Consider the following 14,896-nt stretch of genomic DNA (forward strand, 5'->3'; position numbering starts at 1 on the left):
CGGACGCTGCCAGAGTGGGATCGTGGGCGGCTACCGGCGGCGTGGACAGCTGGGACCGGCCGTCCCGATCGCCCCGGGCGCCCGGGTGGACAAGTTCGAGGTCTTCTTCGACCTGGTCTTCGTCTTCTCGTTCTTCATCATCACCCGGGCCACCGCCGCGAACATCTCCGGTCGGCAACTGCTGCACGCCAGCCTGGTGCTCGCCGTGCTCTGGTGGATCTGGGTGGTGCACAGCCTGGTCGCCACCCGGGTCCGGCTCGGCGAGGGCTACGTCCCGGTGCTCATGGTGATCGCGATGGTCGCCCTGTTCGCGTTCGCGTTGGCGCTCCCGCAGGCGTTCAGCGACCCGAAGGGGAGCGCCGCCGGCCCGATGCTGGTGGCGATCAGCTACGTCGTGGTCCGCGGCATCCACTGGATCCTCTATCAGCACGTGGTGCGGGACAGCCCGCAGGAGCGGCGGCAACTGCGGCGCTTCGCTCCGGAGCTGGCGGTGAGCATCGTGCTGCTGCTGGCCGCCGCGCTCATCCCGCCGCAGATCACCGACCCCGACCGGGCTGCCCTGGTCCGCGACGGGCTGTGGATCGCCGTGGTGGTGGTGCAGTACGCCACCGGCTTCATCGTCGGTACCTGGGGCTGGGGGGTGACCAGCGCCGAGCACTGGACCGAGCGCTACGACCTCATCCTGATCATCGCGCTGGGCGAGTCGATCATCTCGACGGGGGTGGGCGGCAACCTGCTCGGCAAGCCGGTCACCTGGCCGGCGGTGGCCGCCGCCGCGCTCGGCATCGTGGTCACCGCAGCCCTCTGGTGGGCGCACTTCGATTTCATCGGGCCGGCCGCCCGGATCGCCCTGCACGCGGCGGAGGGCGGCCCCCGGGTGGCGATGGCCCGCGACGCGTACGCGTACGCGTACCTGCCGATGATCGCCGGGGTGATCCTCTTCTCGATCGGCAACGAGCAGATCCTCCACAAGATCACTGACCCGGCCGGCGGGATCGCCGAGAAGATCGAGGGACCGGCGATAGCGATGTTCTTCGGCGGTCTGATCTGCTACTTCGCCGTCAACCTGCTCTTCCAGTTGCGCACCCTGCACACCGTGAGCTGGACCCGTCTCGGCGTCATAGTGGTTCTCACGGCTGCCCTTCCGGTCGGCCAGCACCTGCCGGCGCTGGGCGCGCTCATCCTCGCGACAGTGATCTGCGTGGCGCTGGTGGCCGTGGAGGTGGTGGTGATGGCGCAATCCCGGCACGCCCTGCGGGCCGCCGTCTTCCAGGAGCGGACCAGCCACGAGGCCCATGAGGCCGCCTGGCGGGCGCGCTGGCACGACGTCGAGGAGACCGACGAACCGACCACTCCGTGACAGCGGCCTGCCCGGGGTCACGGGCGCGACCGGCCGGCCCTAGACTTCGGCGCAGCGTCGCAGTGCACCCGGCCCGAAGGCCGCCGTGGGCATGGAGGCGCGGGGACAGCATGGGACGACACGTGCACCCAACCGGTTCACCGGCCGGCCGGCTCGCCGCCGTCGGCAATCAGATGATCGAGATCCACCTCTGGCTCAGCGCGGAGCTGGCCCGACTGCAGTCAAGCCTCGACACCCCGTCGCGGGACCTGCGCGCGCACTGCCTCACCTTCTGCGCCGCGCTCGGCCGACACCACACCGGTGAGGACGCTGGCGCGTTCCGGCTGCTGGCCGAGGAGGCCCCCGAGCTGCGCCCGGTCATCGACAACCTGATCACCGATCACGAGGTGGTGGCGGGGATCCTGGAACGGGTCGAGGCACTGCTGGGCGGCGACGCGACGGTGCCGGTCGCCCAGGTACGCGCCGAGCTGGCCGGGCTCGCCGCCCTGCTGGAGTCGCACTTCCGCTACGAGGAGAAGCGGCTGGTCACCGCCCTGAACGCGCTCACCGGTCGACCCGGAACGACAGAGGATCTGCTCGGCCTGTCCGCGCCCGGTTCCCCCTAGCCGGCCCGCTCGGCCTCCGAGCCCGGGGCGACAGGGGATAGCCGCTCGTAGAAGCGGATCTTCTCCCGGAGGTGCTCGTACTGGCGCTGGAGCAGGCCCATCTGCTCCTCGACCCGCACCGCGTGGTGTCGCAGCAGCTCACAGCGCTCGTCGACGGTGTGGTCACCCTCGCGGGCCAGGTGCGCGTAGCGGCGCATCTGCGCGATCGGCATCCCGGTGTCGCGCAGGCACCGGAACAGTTCCAACCAGCCGAGGTCGTCGTCGGTGAAGACCCGCTGACCACCGGCCGTCCGCTCCACGTCGGCGAGCAGGCCGATCTTCTCGTAGTACCGCAGGGTGTCCAGGCTGAAGCCGCTGCGGCGGGCGGCCTCCGATGGGGCGTAACCGCTCATGTCGCGAGATTTTAATGCTTGACCTGGAGCGCGCTCCAGGTTGGAGGGTGGAGCGCATGACGATGACACGAACGCTGGGACGCAGCGGCATCGAGGTGAGCGCGATCGGGATGGGGTGCTGGGCCATCGGTGGCCCGCTCTGGGGTGACGGTGGGCAGCCGTTCGGCTGGGGAGAGGTCGACGACGACGAGTCCATCCGCACCATCCACCGCGCACTCGACCTGGGGGTGACCCTGTTCGACACGGCCAGCAACTACGGCGCCGGCCACAGCGAGCGGGTCCTCGGCCGGGCCCTTTCCGGCCGCCGGGACGACGTGGTGATCGCCACGAAGTTCGGCAACGTCAGCGAGGAGAGCACCCGGCGGGCGCTCGGCACCGACGCCAGCCCGGCCTTCGCGGTGCGCAGCCTGGAAGACTCGCTGCGCCGGCTCGGCACCGACCACGTCGACCTCTACCAACTGCACCTCAACGATCTGCCGGTGCCCGCCGCGCTCGATCTGGTCGACACCCTGGAGGCCCTGGTCGACCAGGGCAAGATCCGGGCGTACGGCTGGAGCACCGACGATGCCGCCTCGGCGGAGGCGTTCGCGGCCGCCGGCCCGCACTGCGCCGCGATCCAGCACGACGAGTCGGTGCTGCGCGACAACGCGGCGGTGCTGGCGGTCTGCGACAAGCACGACCTGGCCAGCCTCAACCGCGGCCCGCTCGCGATGGGGCTGCTCACCGGGTCGACCCGGGCGGTCGGGGCGGACGATGTGCGCGGGCGGGCACCGGAGTGGCTGGAATGGTTCACCGACGGCCGGCCGACGCCACGCTGGGCGGCCCGGGTCGACCAGGTCCGCGCGGCGCTCACCGCCGACGGTCGCACCCTGGCCCAGGGCGCGCTGGGCTGGCTGCTGGCGCGCAGCCCCCGTACCGTGCCGATCCCCGGCCTGCGCACGGTCGCCCAGGCCGACGAGAACCTCTCCACCCTGGAGCTGGGCCCCCTGAGCCCCGAGTCCTACTCCGAGGTGGAGCGCCTCCTAACCGACCTCCGCACCCCCTAACCCGCCCCCCGCCCCCGCCCCGGCCTCGCTCCCGCCCTCACCCTCACCCCGTCGATCTTGCACTTTCTGTGCCGATAAAAAGTGCGTAGCAGGACAGAACGGGGACCGAAAGTGCAAGATCGGCGAGGGGTGGGGGCTGCAGATGCGTCCGGGGGCGGGGGTTTGGACGAAGATGGGGGTATGCGGATCCTCCTGGCCGGCGCGTCCGGCTTCCTTGGCACCCGGCTGGCCGACCTGCTCGTCCGCGACGGACACGAGGTCACCCGGCTGGTCCGTCGAGCGCCGGGCGGGCCGCAGGAGCGGCGCTGGGACCCGGCCGCCGGGCAACTCGACCCGGCCGTGGTCGCCGAGGCCGACGCCGTTGTCAACCTGGCCGGCGCGGGCGTCGGCGACAAACGCTGGAACGACGACTACCGGCGGTTGATCCGCACCAGCCGGGTGGACACCACCACCACGCTGGCGACCACAATCGCCGGGCTCCCCGCCACGGGCCGACCCCGGGTGCTGCTCAACTCGTCCGCCGTCGGCTGGTACGGCAACACGGGCGACCGGGCGGTCGAGGAGGACGCCCCGGCCGGCGAAGGTTTCCTGGCCGACGTCTGCCGGGTGTGGGAGGCCGCGACCCGTCCGGCCGAGGACGCCGGCGTACGCGTGGTCCGACTGCGTACCGGCCTGCCGTTGCACCGCGATGGCGGCCTGCTCAAGCCGCAGTTGCTGCCGTTCAAGCTCGGCATCGCCGGCCGGTTGGGCAGTGGCCGGCAGTGGCTGCCGTGGATCTCGATGGCCGACTGGCTGGACGCGGTCCGCTTCCTGCTCGACCGCGACGACATCGCCGGCCCGGTCAACGTGGTGGGGCCGAACCCGGTCACCAACGCCGAGTTCACCCGCGAGCTGGCCCGGCAACTGCACCGGCCGGCGGTCATCCCGATTCCCGCGCTGGCGCTCAAGGTGGCCCTCGGCGGCTTCTCCCACGAGGCCCTCACCAGCACCCGGGTCCTCCCCGGAGTCCTGACCAGAGCCGCCTACCCCTACCAGCACCCCACCCTCGACACCGCCCTGAAAGCAGCCCTGACCCCCTAACCCGACCGCAATGTTGATCAAGAGGTTTGCGTCAGGATCCGGCTTCCGGATGACGCAAACCTCTTGATCAACGAAGGCGGGCGGGTGGGGTCAGCAGCCGATCACCCAGTAGTTGGGGGCGGTCTGCTTGAGGGTGCTGGTGTAGAACGTGTTGTAGAGGCCCATCCGCTGGTTGGAGCCGTTGGCGTAGGCGTAGCCGCCGGACTGGTACGCCCGACCGGCCGCCACGTGCGCATAGTTGCTGGCCGTCACGCAGGTCGGCGGCGTGGTCGGGGTGGCCGTCGGGGTCGGCGTGGGCGTGGCGGTCGGCGTCGGCGTGGGGGTGGCCGTCGGGGTCGGGGTCGGGTTGGTCCCGCCGCCGTTCAGACCAAAGAAGAGCGCGTCACGGTACGTCGAGCAGATGGTGTCCAGGAAGTACGCGCCCGCGGTGCCGCACTGCTCGGCCGTCGAGCCCGGGTCGACCGGGGTGCCGTGGCCCATTCCGGAGATCCGGTAGAGGCGCACGTCGTCGTTGCCGTACACCTCCAGGCTGGTGTTGCCGGGCAGCGACGAGGTGCTGGTCGGGGTCTGCGACACGCCTCGCACGTTGGTCCACTGGTCGCGGGACTCGGTGCCGTTGAGCGGGGTGACTGTGGTGTCCGAGGTGCCGTGCCAGATCGCCACCCGGGGCCGCGGGCCGGTGTAACCGGAGTACGCGCCCCGCACCAGGTCGCCCCACGCGGCCGGGGTCTTGTCCGCGCCCGGGTTCATGCAGCTGAACGCGTTGACCATGCTGGTGGCGCAGCGGTACGGGATGCCCGCGATGATCGATCCGGCGGCGAAGACGTCCGGGTAGGTGGCCAGCATGACCGCGCTCATCGCCCCGCCCGCGGAGAGCCCGCTGACGTAGACCCGGGAGCCGTTCACCCCGTAGTTCGTCTTGGCGTGGTCGACCATCTGCTTGATCGACAGCGCCTCACCCTGCCCTCGGGTGGTGTCTCCGGCCTCGAAGAAGTTGAAGCAGGAGTTGGCGTTGTTGCCGGACGGCTGCTGGGCGACGATCAGGGCGAACTTCCACTGGTCGGCGTACTTCTGCCAGCCGGAGTTGGCGAAGTAGCCGGACGCGTTCTGGGTGCACCCGTGCAGGAGGACGACCGCCGGGGAGTTGGCCGGCAGGTTGTCCGGCCGGTAGGCGTACATGGCGAGGTTGCCGGGGTTGGAGCCGAACCCGGTGACCTGGGTGAGGGTGGCGGCCTGAGCGGGCGCGGCGACGGCGACCGCGCCCGTGACGGCGAGGGCGAGCCCGGCGACCGCACCGAGCAGCCTGGTGAGGGTGGACGAGGAGCGGCGCACGGCGGCCTCCTGGAAGGGGCGGACTGTGAACTGGGTCACTGTCGAGTTGCCGAGACGTTACGACGATGTGTCGCCGCTATGACATGGGGCCGACTCACACATTCACGACGGACGCTGTGTACGCCGAACCCCGCCCGCCGACGCCGTACCGGAACCGACGACAACCGCCGGTCTGACCGGACCGTCCAGGTCCGGTTGGTAACGTCCGCTGCGTGCCGTCCTCCCCGTCGCTGGCCACCGGGCCCGCCCCCGCGTCACCGCAGCGCACCGTCCGGGACCGCCGGGCCGACCTGATCGTCGTGCTGGTGGCGCTCGCGCTCGCCGTCTGGGTGACAAGCGGGCTGTGGCGGGACCCGAACACCCGCACCATCACCGTCAACTCCAGTGACCAGGCGCTGTTCGAATGGCTGCTGGCCTTCGGCGGGCACGCGGTCACCCACTGGGACAACCCGCTCTTCACGTACCTGATCAACGTCCCGGACGGCGTGAACCTCGCGGTCAACACCTCGATCACTGTTTACGCGGTGGTCTTCGCCCCCCTCACGTACCTGATCGGGCCACCGGCGACGTTCCTGGTGATCCTCACCCTGAACCTGCTCGCCACCGCGCTGGTCTGGTACTGGCTGCTCTCCCGGCACCTGGTCCGCAGCCGGCTGGCCGCCGGGGTCGGCGCCCTGTTCATCGCCTACTCCCCCGGCATGGTGTCGCACGCCAACGCGCACCTGAACTGGACCGCCGGCTGGCTGGTGCCGTTGCTGATCTGGCGGCTGTTCGCGCTGCGCCGAGCCGGGCACTGGCTCCGCGACGGGGTGATCCTCGGCGTGCTGGTGGCGGTGGCCTTCTCGATCGCCGCCGAAGGGCTCTTCTTCACCGCGCTGGCGCTGGGGGTGTTCGTCGCCATCTGGGCGCTGCACCCGGCCAACCGGGCGGAGGCCCGTGCCGTGCTGCCCAATTTCGTACGCGGGCTCGGGGTGACCGCCGTGGTCGCCGGCGTGCTGCTGTCGTACCCCCTGTGGTTGCACTTCGCCGGGCCGCAGCGGTTCCACGGCACCGGCTTCGACCCGGCGATCCACTCCGAGGACATCGCGGCGTTCGCCGCCTTCCCACGCCGCTCGCTGGCCGGCGAGGCCGGGTTGGGCACCTCGTTGGCGCCGAACCCGACCGAGGAGAACTCCTTCTTCGGCATTCCGCTGCTGGTGCTCACCGTGGTCTGTTTCGTCGTGCTCTGGCGGCGGGCCGACCCGAGCCGCCGGGCCACCCTCTGGGCGCTGGGCGTTCTGGCGCTGATCTTCTCGGTGCTCTCCTTCGGCCCGATCGCCAAGGTCGACGGGCGACGCACCGACCTCCCCATGCCGTTCGACCTGCTCGGACAACTGCCGGTGGTGAACGCCGCGCTGCCCGCCCGTCTGGCGCTGGTGGTCGCGCCGGTGATCGGGCTGGTGCTGGCGTACACCGTCGACCAGTTGCGCGCCGCGCCACCCCGGTACCGCCCCACGGAGCTGGCCTGGGTGCTCGGCTTCGCGGCGGCCCTGGTGCCGCTGCTGCCCACCCCGCTGCTGACCGACGAGCGGGAGCCGATCCCGCGGTTCATCACCTCCGGCACCTGGAAGGACTATGTCTCGCCGGACGGGGTGCTGACCCCGGTGCCGCTGACCGTGGACATCTACCCGGACGGTCAGCGGTGGCAGGCGTACGCGCTGTCGCACCGGCAGGGCGAGTTCGAGATCCCCGGCGGCTTCTTCCTCGGGCCCGGTGGGCCGGACGGGCGGGGCCGGATCGGTCCGGTGCCGCGCACGCTCAGCGCGTTGATGGACCAGGCCGGCCGCACCGGGCTGGTGCCGATCGTCACCGACGGGACCATCCGGGAGGTCCAAGCGGACCTGCGGCACTGGCGAATCGAGACGGTGGTGCTCGCCGACCAGGTGCACGGCGCGAAGTTCGAGGTCGACGAGGAGGCGCTGCTGCGTACCGCCACCGCCCTGTTCGGCGAGCCGCAACGGGTCGACGACGTCTGGCTCTGGCGCATCCCGCCCACCGATCGGTAGTCCGCGACGCGGCCGGTCGGGGCATCGCGACCGGCCGTCATCGCGTTTAATGGGCCGATGGAATCGACCGGCGGGCGACTGCGGCGTGCCACCGTTGTCGGGCTCGCGCTGGGGCTCGTCGCGCTCAGCGCGCCAGCGGCCACGGCCGCTGACAGCCCCGCCACGGCCGCGAGCAGCGCTCTCACCGACAGCACGGCCGGGGTGGTGCCGAGCCGGGTGCGCGATCCGTGGCTGTGGCAAGCCACAGTGGGGCAACGACCGGCGGGTCCGGCCGCGTTGGTGTTCTTCACCGACCGCACCCGCTATTTCGAGTCGACAGGCGTGCTCGTCGCCCGGGACGGCGCCTACCGGCTCATCCCGATCGGCATGGCGGAGGGGCACGGGCTGCTCTCCCCCGACGGGCGCCACTACCTGCGGCCGCAGACCGGCGAGCTGCTGGACCTCACCACCGGCCGGCAGCGCCGCACAGTGAAACCCGGGCTGCACCCGTTCGCCTGGTCACCGGATGGGCGACGCGTGCTCGGCACCCGAAACAACGACGATCACGTCATCAGCTACGGGCCGGACAACCAGCAGCTCAACGATCCGGAGAAGCCCGACGACCTGCTCGTCGTCGACCCGTACCAGGGCACCGAGCAGGTGGTCGCGGCCGGCACCTTCGCCGCCCACAACGAGGCGGCCTGGTCACCCCGTGGCGACCTGCTGGCGGTCACCGGCTCGCCGGACGTGCCTGCCCGGCTCGCCGAGCGCCAGCGACTTGTGGTCCTGGACCCGACCGGCGGGGGTCCTCGCTGGCAGGTCGACCTGGGCGACCGGCGGATGCTGGCCGGCCCCGCCGCCTGGCATCCCGACGGCCGGCGGCTCGCGCTGCTCGCCTTCGACGGCTGCGCCGGGCCCAGGTGCACGTCCGAGCAGCTGGCGGCGCGCAGCTGGCGAATCGAGTTCCTGGACACGGCCACCGGCCAAGCCGTCGGCAAGGCCCTGCCGGCCGGCACCTCGGTCAGCGGGATCGTCGGCTGGCGCGGCGACGACCCGCTCCTGCGGTATGTCAACAGAACGGAGGCGGACACGGACCGGCAGGCCACTCTCGCCGCGCTGTCGCCCGACGGCGGTCGCGAGGTGCTGGTGACCACGCCGGTCGGGTCGACCGACCTGATGGTGCCGGGCGACCTGCTGACCCGGGCCGCGTTCGGTGGGTCAGAGCCCCGGCCGTCACCGTTCGCCGCCCCGCTCTGGGTCTACCTGACGCTGGCCGTGCCGACGCTGCTCGTGATCGCTCTCATCGTCCGCCGGATCCGCCGCCACCGCGCTGCGACGGGCCCTGCTCCGGCGTGACAACGAGCCGCCGAGCGGCACCGACGTGGTCCTCGTGAGGCGGCTCACCAGGGATGATCGCCCCGGTCGGGACTAGGCTGGTTGCCGTGACAACGACGACCCCCGGCCTGACGGCCGTCCGTGCCGGTCTGCTCGATTACCAGACCGCCTGGGACGAGCAGCGGAGCCTGCACGAGTCGGTGGTGGCTGGCGAGCGCGGCGACACAGTGCTGCTGCTGGAGCACCCGAGCGTCTACACAGCGGGCAAGCGCACCGAACCGTGGGACCGGCCCATGGACGGCACCCCGGTCGTCGACGTGGACCGTGGCGGCAAGATCACCTGGCATGGGCCGGGGCAGCTGGTCGGTTACCCGATCCTGCGCCTGCCCGACCCGGTGGACGTGGTCGCCTACGTGCGCCGGACCGAAGAGCTGCTCATCGACGTGTGCGCGGAGTTCGGGTTGACCGCCGGCCGGGTCGAGGGGCGCAGCGGGGTCTGGGTGCCCGAGGACGACAGGGGGCCGGCCCGCAAGGTGGCGGCCATCGGCATCCGGGTGGCGCGGGGCGTCACCCTGCACGGCTTCTCGATCAACTGCGACTGCGACCTGACGTACTTCGACCGGATCGTGCCGTGTGGCATCCGGGACGCGGGCGTCACCTCGCTCACCGCCGAGCTTGGTCGGCCGATCAGCGTCGCGGACGTGCTGCCGGTGGTCGAGCGCCGGCTCTCCACCCTTGTCACGATCTGAGACTCGGCCGCGCGTCGGGTGACCGACGGGCGGCTTACCCTCGGTTGGTGCAGATTGATCTCGTCACCGTCGTCGTTACCGAGTACGACCCGGCCATCGCCTTCTTCACCGGGGTGCTCGGCTTCGAGCTGGCCGAGGACGCCCCGTCGCTGACCAACGACGGGCGGCCGAAGCGTTGGGTGGTGGTCCGTCCGCCGGGAGGCGGAACCGGCTTGCTGCTGGCCCGTGCCGACGGCGAGCGGCAGGAGGCCGCGGTGGGCGACCAGACCCACGGCCGGGTGGGTTTCTTCCTTCAGGTCGACGACTTCGACGCCACCTACCGCCGGATGGTCGAGGAGCGCGTCGAGTTCGTCAAACCGCCGCGCACCGAACCGTACGGCCGGGTCGCCGTCTTCCGCGACGTCGCCGGCAACCTCTGGGACCTCCTCGGCCCCGCCTGAGCCGCTGCCGGCCCGCTCCACGGATCGAGTGGGCCGGCAGGGCTCCCACCTACGGGGTCAGGCGATGCAGGTCACGGGGGAACGCGGTGACCTCGCGGACGTTCGCCGCGCCGACCAGCCGGGCCACGAACCGTTCCAGGCCGATGGCGAAGCCACCGTGCGGCGGCATGCCGTGCCGGAACGCGTCCAGGTAGCCGACGTACGGCTCGACCGGCTCACCCCGGGCCGCCAACGCCGCCAGGTAGTCGGCGTGCCGGTGCAACCGCTGCCCGCCGGTGACCAGCTCCAGACCCCGAAACAGCAGGTCAAAACCGTTCGAGTACGCGGGCCGCGCCGGGTCCGGGTGGGTGTAGAAGGGTCGCTTCGCCATCGGGTAGCCGGTGACGAAGAGGAAGTCCGACCCGTGTTCGCGCCGGGCCCACTCCCCCAGCGCCCGTTCGTGGGCAGGCGCGAGGTCCGGCTCGTCGGCGGGCGCCCCGGCGATCGTCAGCGCCTCGGTGAAGTGCACCGCCGGGATCTCCGCCGGCACCTGCGGCGGCGTGACGCCGAGCGTCGCCAGCGCGCCGGCGGCCCGCTCGTCCACGGTCCCGAGCATCCCGGCCACCGTGTCGCGCAGCACGCGCATCACGTCCCGGTGGTCGGCGACGAAGCCCAGCTCCGCGTCGAGCGACGTGTACTGCGCGAGGTGCCGGACCGTGTCGTGCGGTTCGGCCCGGAAGACCGGCCCCACCTCGTAGACACGTTCGAAGACGCCGACCATCAACTGCTTGTAGAACTGCGGTGACTGGGCCAGGTAGGCGGGTCGACCGAACCAGTCCAGCGCGAACACGTTCGCACCGCTCTCGGTGCTGGAACTGACCACCTTCGGCGTGTGGACCTCCACGAAGTCCTGAGCGTCGAGTGCGGCCCGGAACCCGGCCACCGCGGCCGCCGAGATCCGCAGGGCGGCCGAACGGGTGGGGTGCCGCAGGGCGGTGGGCGCGTTGTCGAGCTGGGTGGGCAGGCTCGCGGTGAGTGCCGGCCGGTACAGGTCGAACGGCGGCGGCTCGGCGGGCGACCCGAGGAGACGTACCGTCGGGTCGGTCAGCTCCACCCCGGCGGGCGCCGTGCCGTTCGCGGTGGCCGTCGCGGTGACCTCGACGACCGTCTCCTCGGTGAGTTTCTCCAGCTCGGCGCGGACGGCCGGGTCGGTGACGACCACCTGGGCCAGGCCGGTGGCGTCCCGAACGATCAGGAAGGCCACCGACTTGAGCAGTCGGCGGCGGTGCACCCAGCCGGCGATCCGCACTGTCGTGCCGATCCTGGCGGGCAGTTGCTGGGACAGGGTTCGTTGCATGGCGGGCTGCTCCTCGGTCGATCGCCACGCCGTCGCCGCCCCGGGGTGGCGAAAGCGTCGCATCAGCCCCAGGGAGGTGTGGGCGAGCGGGAACCTCGCGGTGCCACCACACCTTCGCCCCCGCCGGAGCGGGGGCCTCGTTCGTCGCCTGATGACCGGGGCCAGCCGGGCGGGCTCTACTGGGCGCGGGGGACCCGCGGCCGTTCTTCCCGCAGCTCGGGAGGGTCTTCGCGCCCCGGTGCCAGACCGCCTCTCAGCACCGGCGGCTCTCTGCACTGGCGGGTCGGGGGCTACTCGGCTCCGTCGTCGCTGTTGGCGGTGACCGTAGCACCCGAATCCCGCTCGTGTGACGCACATTTTCGACACCCCGGTGTCCGGCGTCACAACGTTCGGGGCGTGACGCCGGTCGCCTGACGCACATAGACACCCGCCGTCCGGCGTAGGCTCATTTTCGTGACGATCGAGCACTCCGCGCCGACGACCGGCCAGGCAGCGCGCACCGCAACGGCGGCCCCCGAGGGGCGGCGTCTGCTGCGGATCGAGGCGCGTAATGCCGAGACGCCGATCGAGCGCAAACCGCCATGGATCAAGGTCAAGGCCAAGATGGGCCCGGAGTACACCCAGTTGCGCGGGCTCGTCTCGCGCGAAGGGCTGCACACCGTCTGCCAGGAGGCCGGCTGCCCCAACATCTACGAATGTTGGGAAGACCGGGAGGCCACCTTCCTCATCGGTGGTGACCAGTGCACCCGGCGCTGCGACTTCTGCCAGATCGACACCGGCAAGCCGGCCGAGTTCGACGCCGACGAGCCGCGTCGCGTCGCCGAGTCGGTGGTCTCGATGGGGCTGCGTTACGCCACCATCACCGGTGTCGCCCGTGACGACCTGCCCGACGGCGGTGCCTGGCTGTACGCCGAGACCGTCCGACAGATCCACGCCCTTCAGCCCGGCTGCGGCGTCGAGCTGCTGATCCCGGACTTCAACGCCGTCCCCGAGCAGTTGGCCGAGGTCTTCAGCTCCCGTCCCGAGGTGCTGGCCCACAACGTGGAGACGGTGCCGCGCATCTTCAAGCGCATCCGGCCGGCGTTCCGCTACGACCGCTCGCTGGACGTGATCCGGCAGGCCCGCGCCGACGGCCTGGTCACCAAGAGCAACCTGATCCTGGGCATGGGCGAGGAGCGGGCCGAGGTTTCGCAGGCGCTGCGTGACCTGCACGAGTCCGGCTGCGAGCTGATCACCATCACCCAGTACCTGCGCCCCTCGCCCCGGCACCACCCGGTGACCCGCTGGGTCAAGCCGGAGGAGTTCGTGGAGCTGCGCGAGGAGGCCGAGGAGATCGGCTTCGCCGGGGTGATGAGCGGGCCGCTGGTGCGTTCGTCGTACCGGGCCGGCCGGCTCTACAAGCAGGCCATCGACGCCCGCGCCGCCGCCTCGGTCGCCACCGCCAGCTGACTCCGCCGGCAGCGCCGCACGGCCGTTCGGCGTCCGGGTGTCATGATCCTGTGATGACCGTCGGCGTACGCGAGCAGCCGCGCGGCGCGGACTCGCCGCGCCCGCGACCCGGCGCGCGCTCCGGCCTGGTCGGTTGGCTCACCGGGTTGGTGGTGCTCGCCGGGGTGGGTTACCGGCTCTGGCTTCTGCTGCACGCCGCCCCGCCGACGAACAGCGACGAGGCCACCATGGGGCTGGCCGCGCTGCACATCGCCCGAGGCGAGGACTTCCCGGTCTGGTTCTACGGCCAGCAGTACATGGGCACGCTGGAGGCGTACCTGGCCGCGCCGGTGTTCGCCCTCGCCGGTGGGCCGTCGCTGCTCGGGCTGCGGTTGCCCACGCTGGCCCTGTACGCGCTGTTCCTGCTGCTGGCCTGGCGGTTGACGCTGCGGCTGACCGGGGACCGGTGGTTCGGGTTGCTGATGGTGGCGCTGCTGGCCCTCGGTTCCGACCGGATCGTCAAGAACCAGCTGATCGCCGGCGGCGGTTACCCCGAGATGAACACGGCCGGGGCGGCGCTGGCAGTGCTCGCAGTGGATCTCGCCACCGGTCGACCGGGGCGGCGGACGGCCGAGGCCGGGCGACCCGGTTGGCGGTTGGCGCGCTGGGCCGCGTGGGGGTTCCTGGCCGGGCTGATGCTCTGGGTCGACCCGCTCGTGCTGCCGTACGTCGCGGCGACCGGCGCGGTCCTCGTCGGGTTCTGCCGCCGGGAGCTGTGGGGTGCCGCCGGGGCGCTGCTAGGGGCGGCGGCCGTGCTGGGAGCGGCCCCACTGCTGCTGCACAGCCTGCTGACCGGGCGCAACCCGCTGCACGCTGTGCTCGCGGCCAGCGGTACGAACGCCAGCGCGGGCTGGCCGGACCGGCTGCACGGTGGCCTGGTTCTCGGCCCCGGGCTGGGCATGGGCTTCTGCGCTCCCGGGCAGTGCGCCACCTGGCAACTGTGGTGGGCGCTCGCCCTGCCGCTGCTGCTGGCCATCGCCGCCGCGACCGCCTGGCGGGCCCTGCGCGCCTGCGAACCCGATCCTGCTGGCTCTGCCGCTGTGGGCAACGACGCGGTGTCGCCTCGGGTGGCCGCGGCGGCACGGCTGGCGCTCGTGCTGGCCGCGGTGGCCACCCTCGGCGCGTACACGGTGAGCAGTTCCGCCGGGCTCACCCCCGTGGAGAGTTCCCGCTACCTGTCCTGCCTGCTCATCTCCCTGCCGGCGCTGCTCTGGCCGGTGTGGACGGTGGCCCGGCACGGGCTGCGTCGGGCGGCGACCGGCCGACACGGCGTCGGGTCGACGCTGGCCCGGTCGGTCGCTGTGGTGATGCTCGCCGCCACGCTGGGCACCGCGGCCCACGCCACCTGGCGGGCAGCGGAGACCGTCCCGGCGACCCGGGACGCCGAGGCCCGGCACACCGAACTGGTGAGCACCCTGCGACAACTGGGCGTACGGCACGTGCACGCCGGCTACTGGACCTGCAACCGGCTCACCTTCGCCAGCGCGGAGCAGGTGGTCTGCGCGGTCGTCGACGACACCCTGCGCCCCGGTTTCGACCGCTACCCCGCGTACCGGCGGGAGGTGGACAGCGCGGCGGCACCGGCCTGGGTCGCGCCGGCCGGCTCACCCCTGGCGGAGGTGCTCGACGAACGGCAGCGAGCCACGCCGGGCAGCCTCGACCTGGTCACCATCGAGGGCTGGCGCATCTACCTGCCGCGCTGACCCCAG

At 72.0% G+C, this 14,896-nt stretch carries 13 protein-coding genes; 10 read left to right on the top strand and 3 right to left on the bottom strand.

Annotated elements, in window-relative coordinates; translation table 11 throughout:
- The first annotated feature begins 22 nt into the window (after positions 1–22).
- Together AB0B68_RS12430 and AB0B68_RS12435 are read left to right on the top strand one after the other, a co-directional pair.
- Positions 23–1,360: a low temperature requirement protein A gene (locus AB0B68_RS12430; RefSeq protein ID WP_357203647.1), complete on the top strand. Its 1,338-nt coding sequence runs from the start codon at positions 23–25 to the stop codon at positions 1,358–1,360.
- A 122-nt stretch (positions 1,361–1,482) separates the two neighbouring features.
- Positions 1,483–1,965, top strand: coding sequence for a hemerythrin domain-containing protein (locus AB0B68_RS12435; protein WP_357259710.1), 483 nt, complete (start codon positions 1,483–1,485; stop codon positions 1,963–1,965).
- On the opposite strand, the gene AB0B68_RS12440 is transcribed toward AB0B68_RS12435, so the two are convergent.
- Positions 1,962–2,357, bottom strand: a complete 396-nt coding sequence (locus AB0B68_RS12440; RefSeq protein WP_357203653.1) for a MerR family transcriptional regulator — start codon at positions 2,355–2,357, stop codon at positions 1,962–1,964. The two genes, AB0B68_RS12435 and AB0B68_RS12440, sit on opposite strands and share 4 nt — an antisense overlap.
- Before the next feature lie 56 nt (positions 2,358–2,413).
- Between AB0B68_RS12440 and AB0B68_RS12445 the strand changes: the two genes are divergently transcribed.
- Both AB0B68_RS12445 and AB0B68_RS12450 read left to right on the top strand, forming a co-directional pair.
- A complete protein-coding gene (locus tag AB0B68_RS12445) occupies positions 2,414–3,403 on the top strand; it encodes an aldo/keto reductase (protein WP_357259712.1) in 990 nt (329 codons plus the stop codon).
- Between the two features lie 180 nt (positions 3,404–3,583).
- Complete coding sequence (locus AB0B68_RS12450) at positions 3,584–4,483, top strand: TIGR01777 family oxidoreductase (RefSeq protein ID WP_357259714.1); 900 nt, start codon at positions 3,584–3,586, stop codon at positions 4,481–4,483.
- A 90-nt stretch (positions 4,484–4,573) separates the two neighbouring features.
- Here the strand turns inward: AB0B68_RS12450 and AB0B68_RS12455 are convergent, their stop codons facing one another.
- On the bottom strand, positions 4,574–5,815 hold the full coding sequence (locus AB0B68_RS12455; RefSeq protein WP_357259792.1) for a PHB depolymerase family esterase: 1,242 nt from the start codon (positions 5,813–5,815) through the stop codon (positions 4,574–4,576).
- 212 nt (positions 5,816–6,027) lie between these two features.
- Between AB0B68_RS12455 and AB0B68_RS12460 the strand changes: the two genes are divergently transcribed.
- The 4 genes from AB0B68_RS12460 to AB0B68_RS12475 all read left to right on the top strand — a co-directional run bounded on the left by AB0B68_RS12460 (position 6,028) and on the right by AB0B68_RS12475 (position 10,363).
- Positions 6,028–7,860 (top strand): DUF2079 domain-containing protein, encoded by a 1,833-nt coding sequence (locus tag AB0B68_RS12460; RefSeq protein ID WP_357203661.1) that lies wholly within the window; start codon positions 6,028–6,030, stop codon positions 7,858–7,860.
- A gap of 57 nt (positions 7,861–7,917) precedes the next feature.
- Positions 7,918–9,195 carry a hypothetical protein gene (locus AB0B68_RS12465; RefSeq protein ID WP_357259716.1) on the top strand — a complete coding sequence of 426 codons (1,278 nt, stop codon included), beginning with the start codon at positions 7,918–7,920 and terminating at the stop codon, positions 9,193–9,195.
- Between the two features lie 86 nt (positions 9,196–9,281).
- The gene (gene lipB, locus AB0B68_RS12470) at positions 9,282–9,923 is read left to right on the top strand and encodes a lipoyl(octanoyl) transferase LipB (protein ID WP_357259719.1); all 642 of its coding nucleotides are present in this window, start codon (positions 9,282–9,284) and stop codon (positions 9,921–9,923) included.
- A 47-nt stretch (positions 9,924–9,970) separates the two neighbouring features.
- Positions 9,971–10,363 (top strand): VOC family protein, encoded by a 393-nt coding sequence (locus AB0B68_RS12475; protein ID WP_357203667.1) that lies wholly within the window; start codon positions 9,971–9,973, stop codon positions 10,361–10,363.
- A gap of 49 nt (positions 10,364–10,412) precedes the next feature.
- Here AB0B68_RS12475 and aspS read toward each other — a convergent pair whose 3' ends face one another.
- Complete coding sequence (gene aspS, locus AB0B68_RS12480; RefSeq protein WP_357203670.1) at positions 10,413–11,699, bottom strand: aspartate--tRNA(Asn) ligase; 1,287 nt, start codon at positions 11,697–11,699, stop codon at positions 10,413–10,415.
- Between the two features lie 453 nt (positions 11,700–12,152).
- On the opposite strand from aspS, the gene lipA reads away from it, so the two are divergent.
- Together lipA and AB0B68_RS12490 are read left to right on the top strand one after the other, a co-directional pair.
- Positions 12,153–13,148, top strand: coding sequence for a lipoyl synthase (gene lipA, locus AB0B68_RS12485; RefSeq protein WP_355007777.1), 996 nt, complete (start codon positions 12,153–12,155; stop codon positions 13,146–13,148).
- Positions 13,149–13,201: 53 nt separating this feature from the next.
- Entirely contained in the window at positions 13,202–14,890 is a 1,689-nt protein-coding gene (locus AB0B68_RS12490) for a hypothetical protein (RefSeq protein WP_357259723.1), read from the top strand.
- The last annotated feature ends 6 nt before the right edge of the window (positions 14,891–14,896 follow it).

It is taken from the genome of Micromonospora sp. NPDC049049 (assembly GCF_040649115.1).
Taxonomy (GTDB): domain Bacteria; phylum Actinomycetota; class Actinomycetes; order Mycobacteriales; family Micromonosporaceae; genus Micromonospora.

Excerpts from the sequence above, each read along its gene's own strand:
- AB0B68_RS12440 (WP_357203653.1), bottom strand. The coding sequence starts at position 2,357 with ATGAGCGGTTACGCCCCATCGGAGGCCGCCCGCCGCAGCGGCTTCAGC.
- AB0B68_RS12445 (WP_357259712.1), top strand. The coding sequence starts at position 2,414 with ATGACGATGACACGAACGCTGGGACGCAGCGGCATCGAGGTGAGCGCG.
- AB0B68_RS12450 (WP_357259714.1), top strand. The coding sequence starts at position 3,584 with ATGCGGATCCTCCTGGCCGGCGCGTCCGGCTTCCTTGGCACCCGGCTG.
- AB0B68_RS12465 (WP_357259716.1), top strand. The coding sequence starts at position 7,918 with ATGGAATCGACCGGCGGGCGACTGCGGCGTGCCACCGTTGTCGGGCTC.
- aspS (WP_357203670.1), bottom strand. The coding sequence starts at position 11,699 with ATGCAACGAACCCTGTCCCAGCAACTGCCCGCCAGGATCGGCACGACA.
- AB0B68_RS12490 (WP_357259723.1), top strand. The coding sequence starts at position 13,202 with ATGACCGTCGGCGTACGCGAGCAGCCGCGCGGCGCGGACTCGCCGCGC.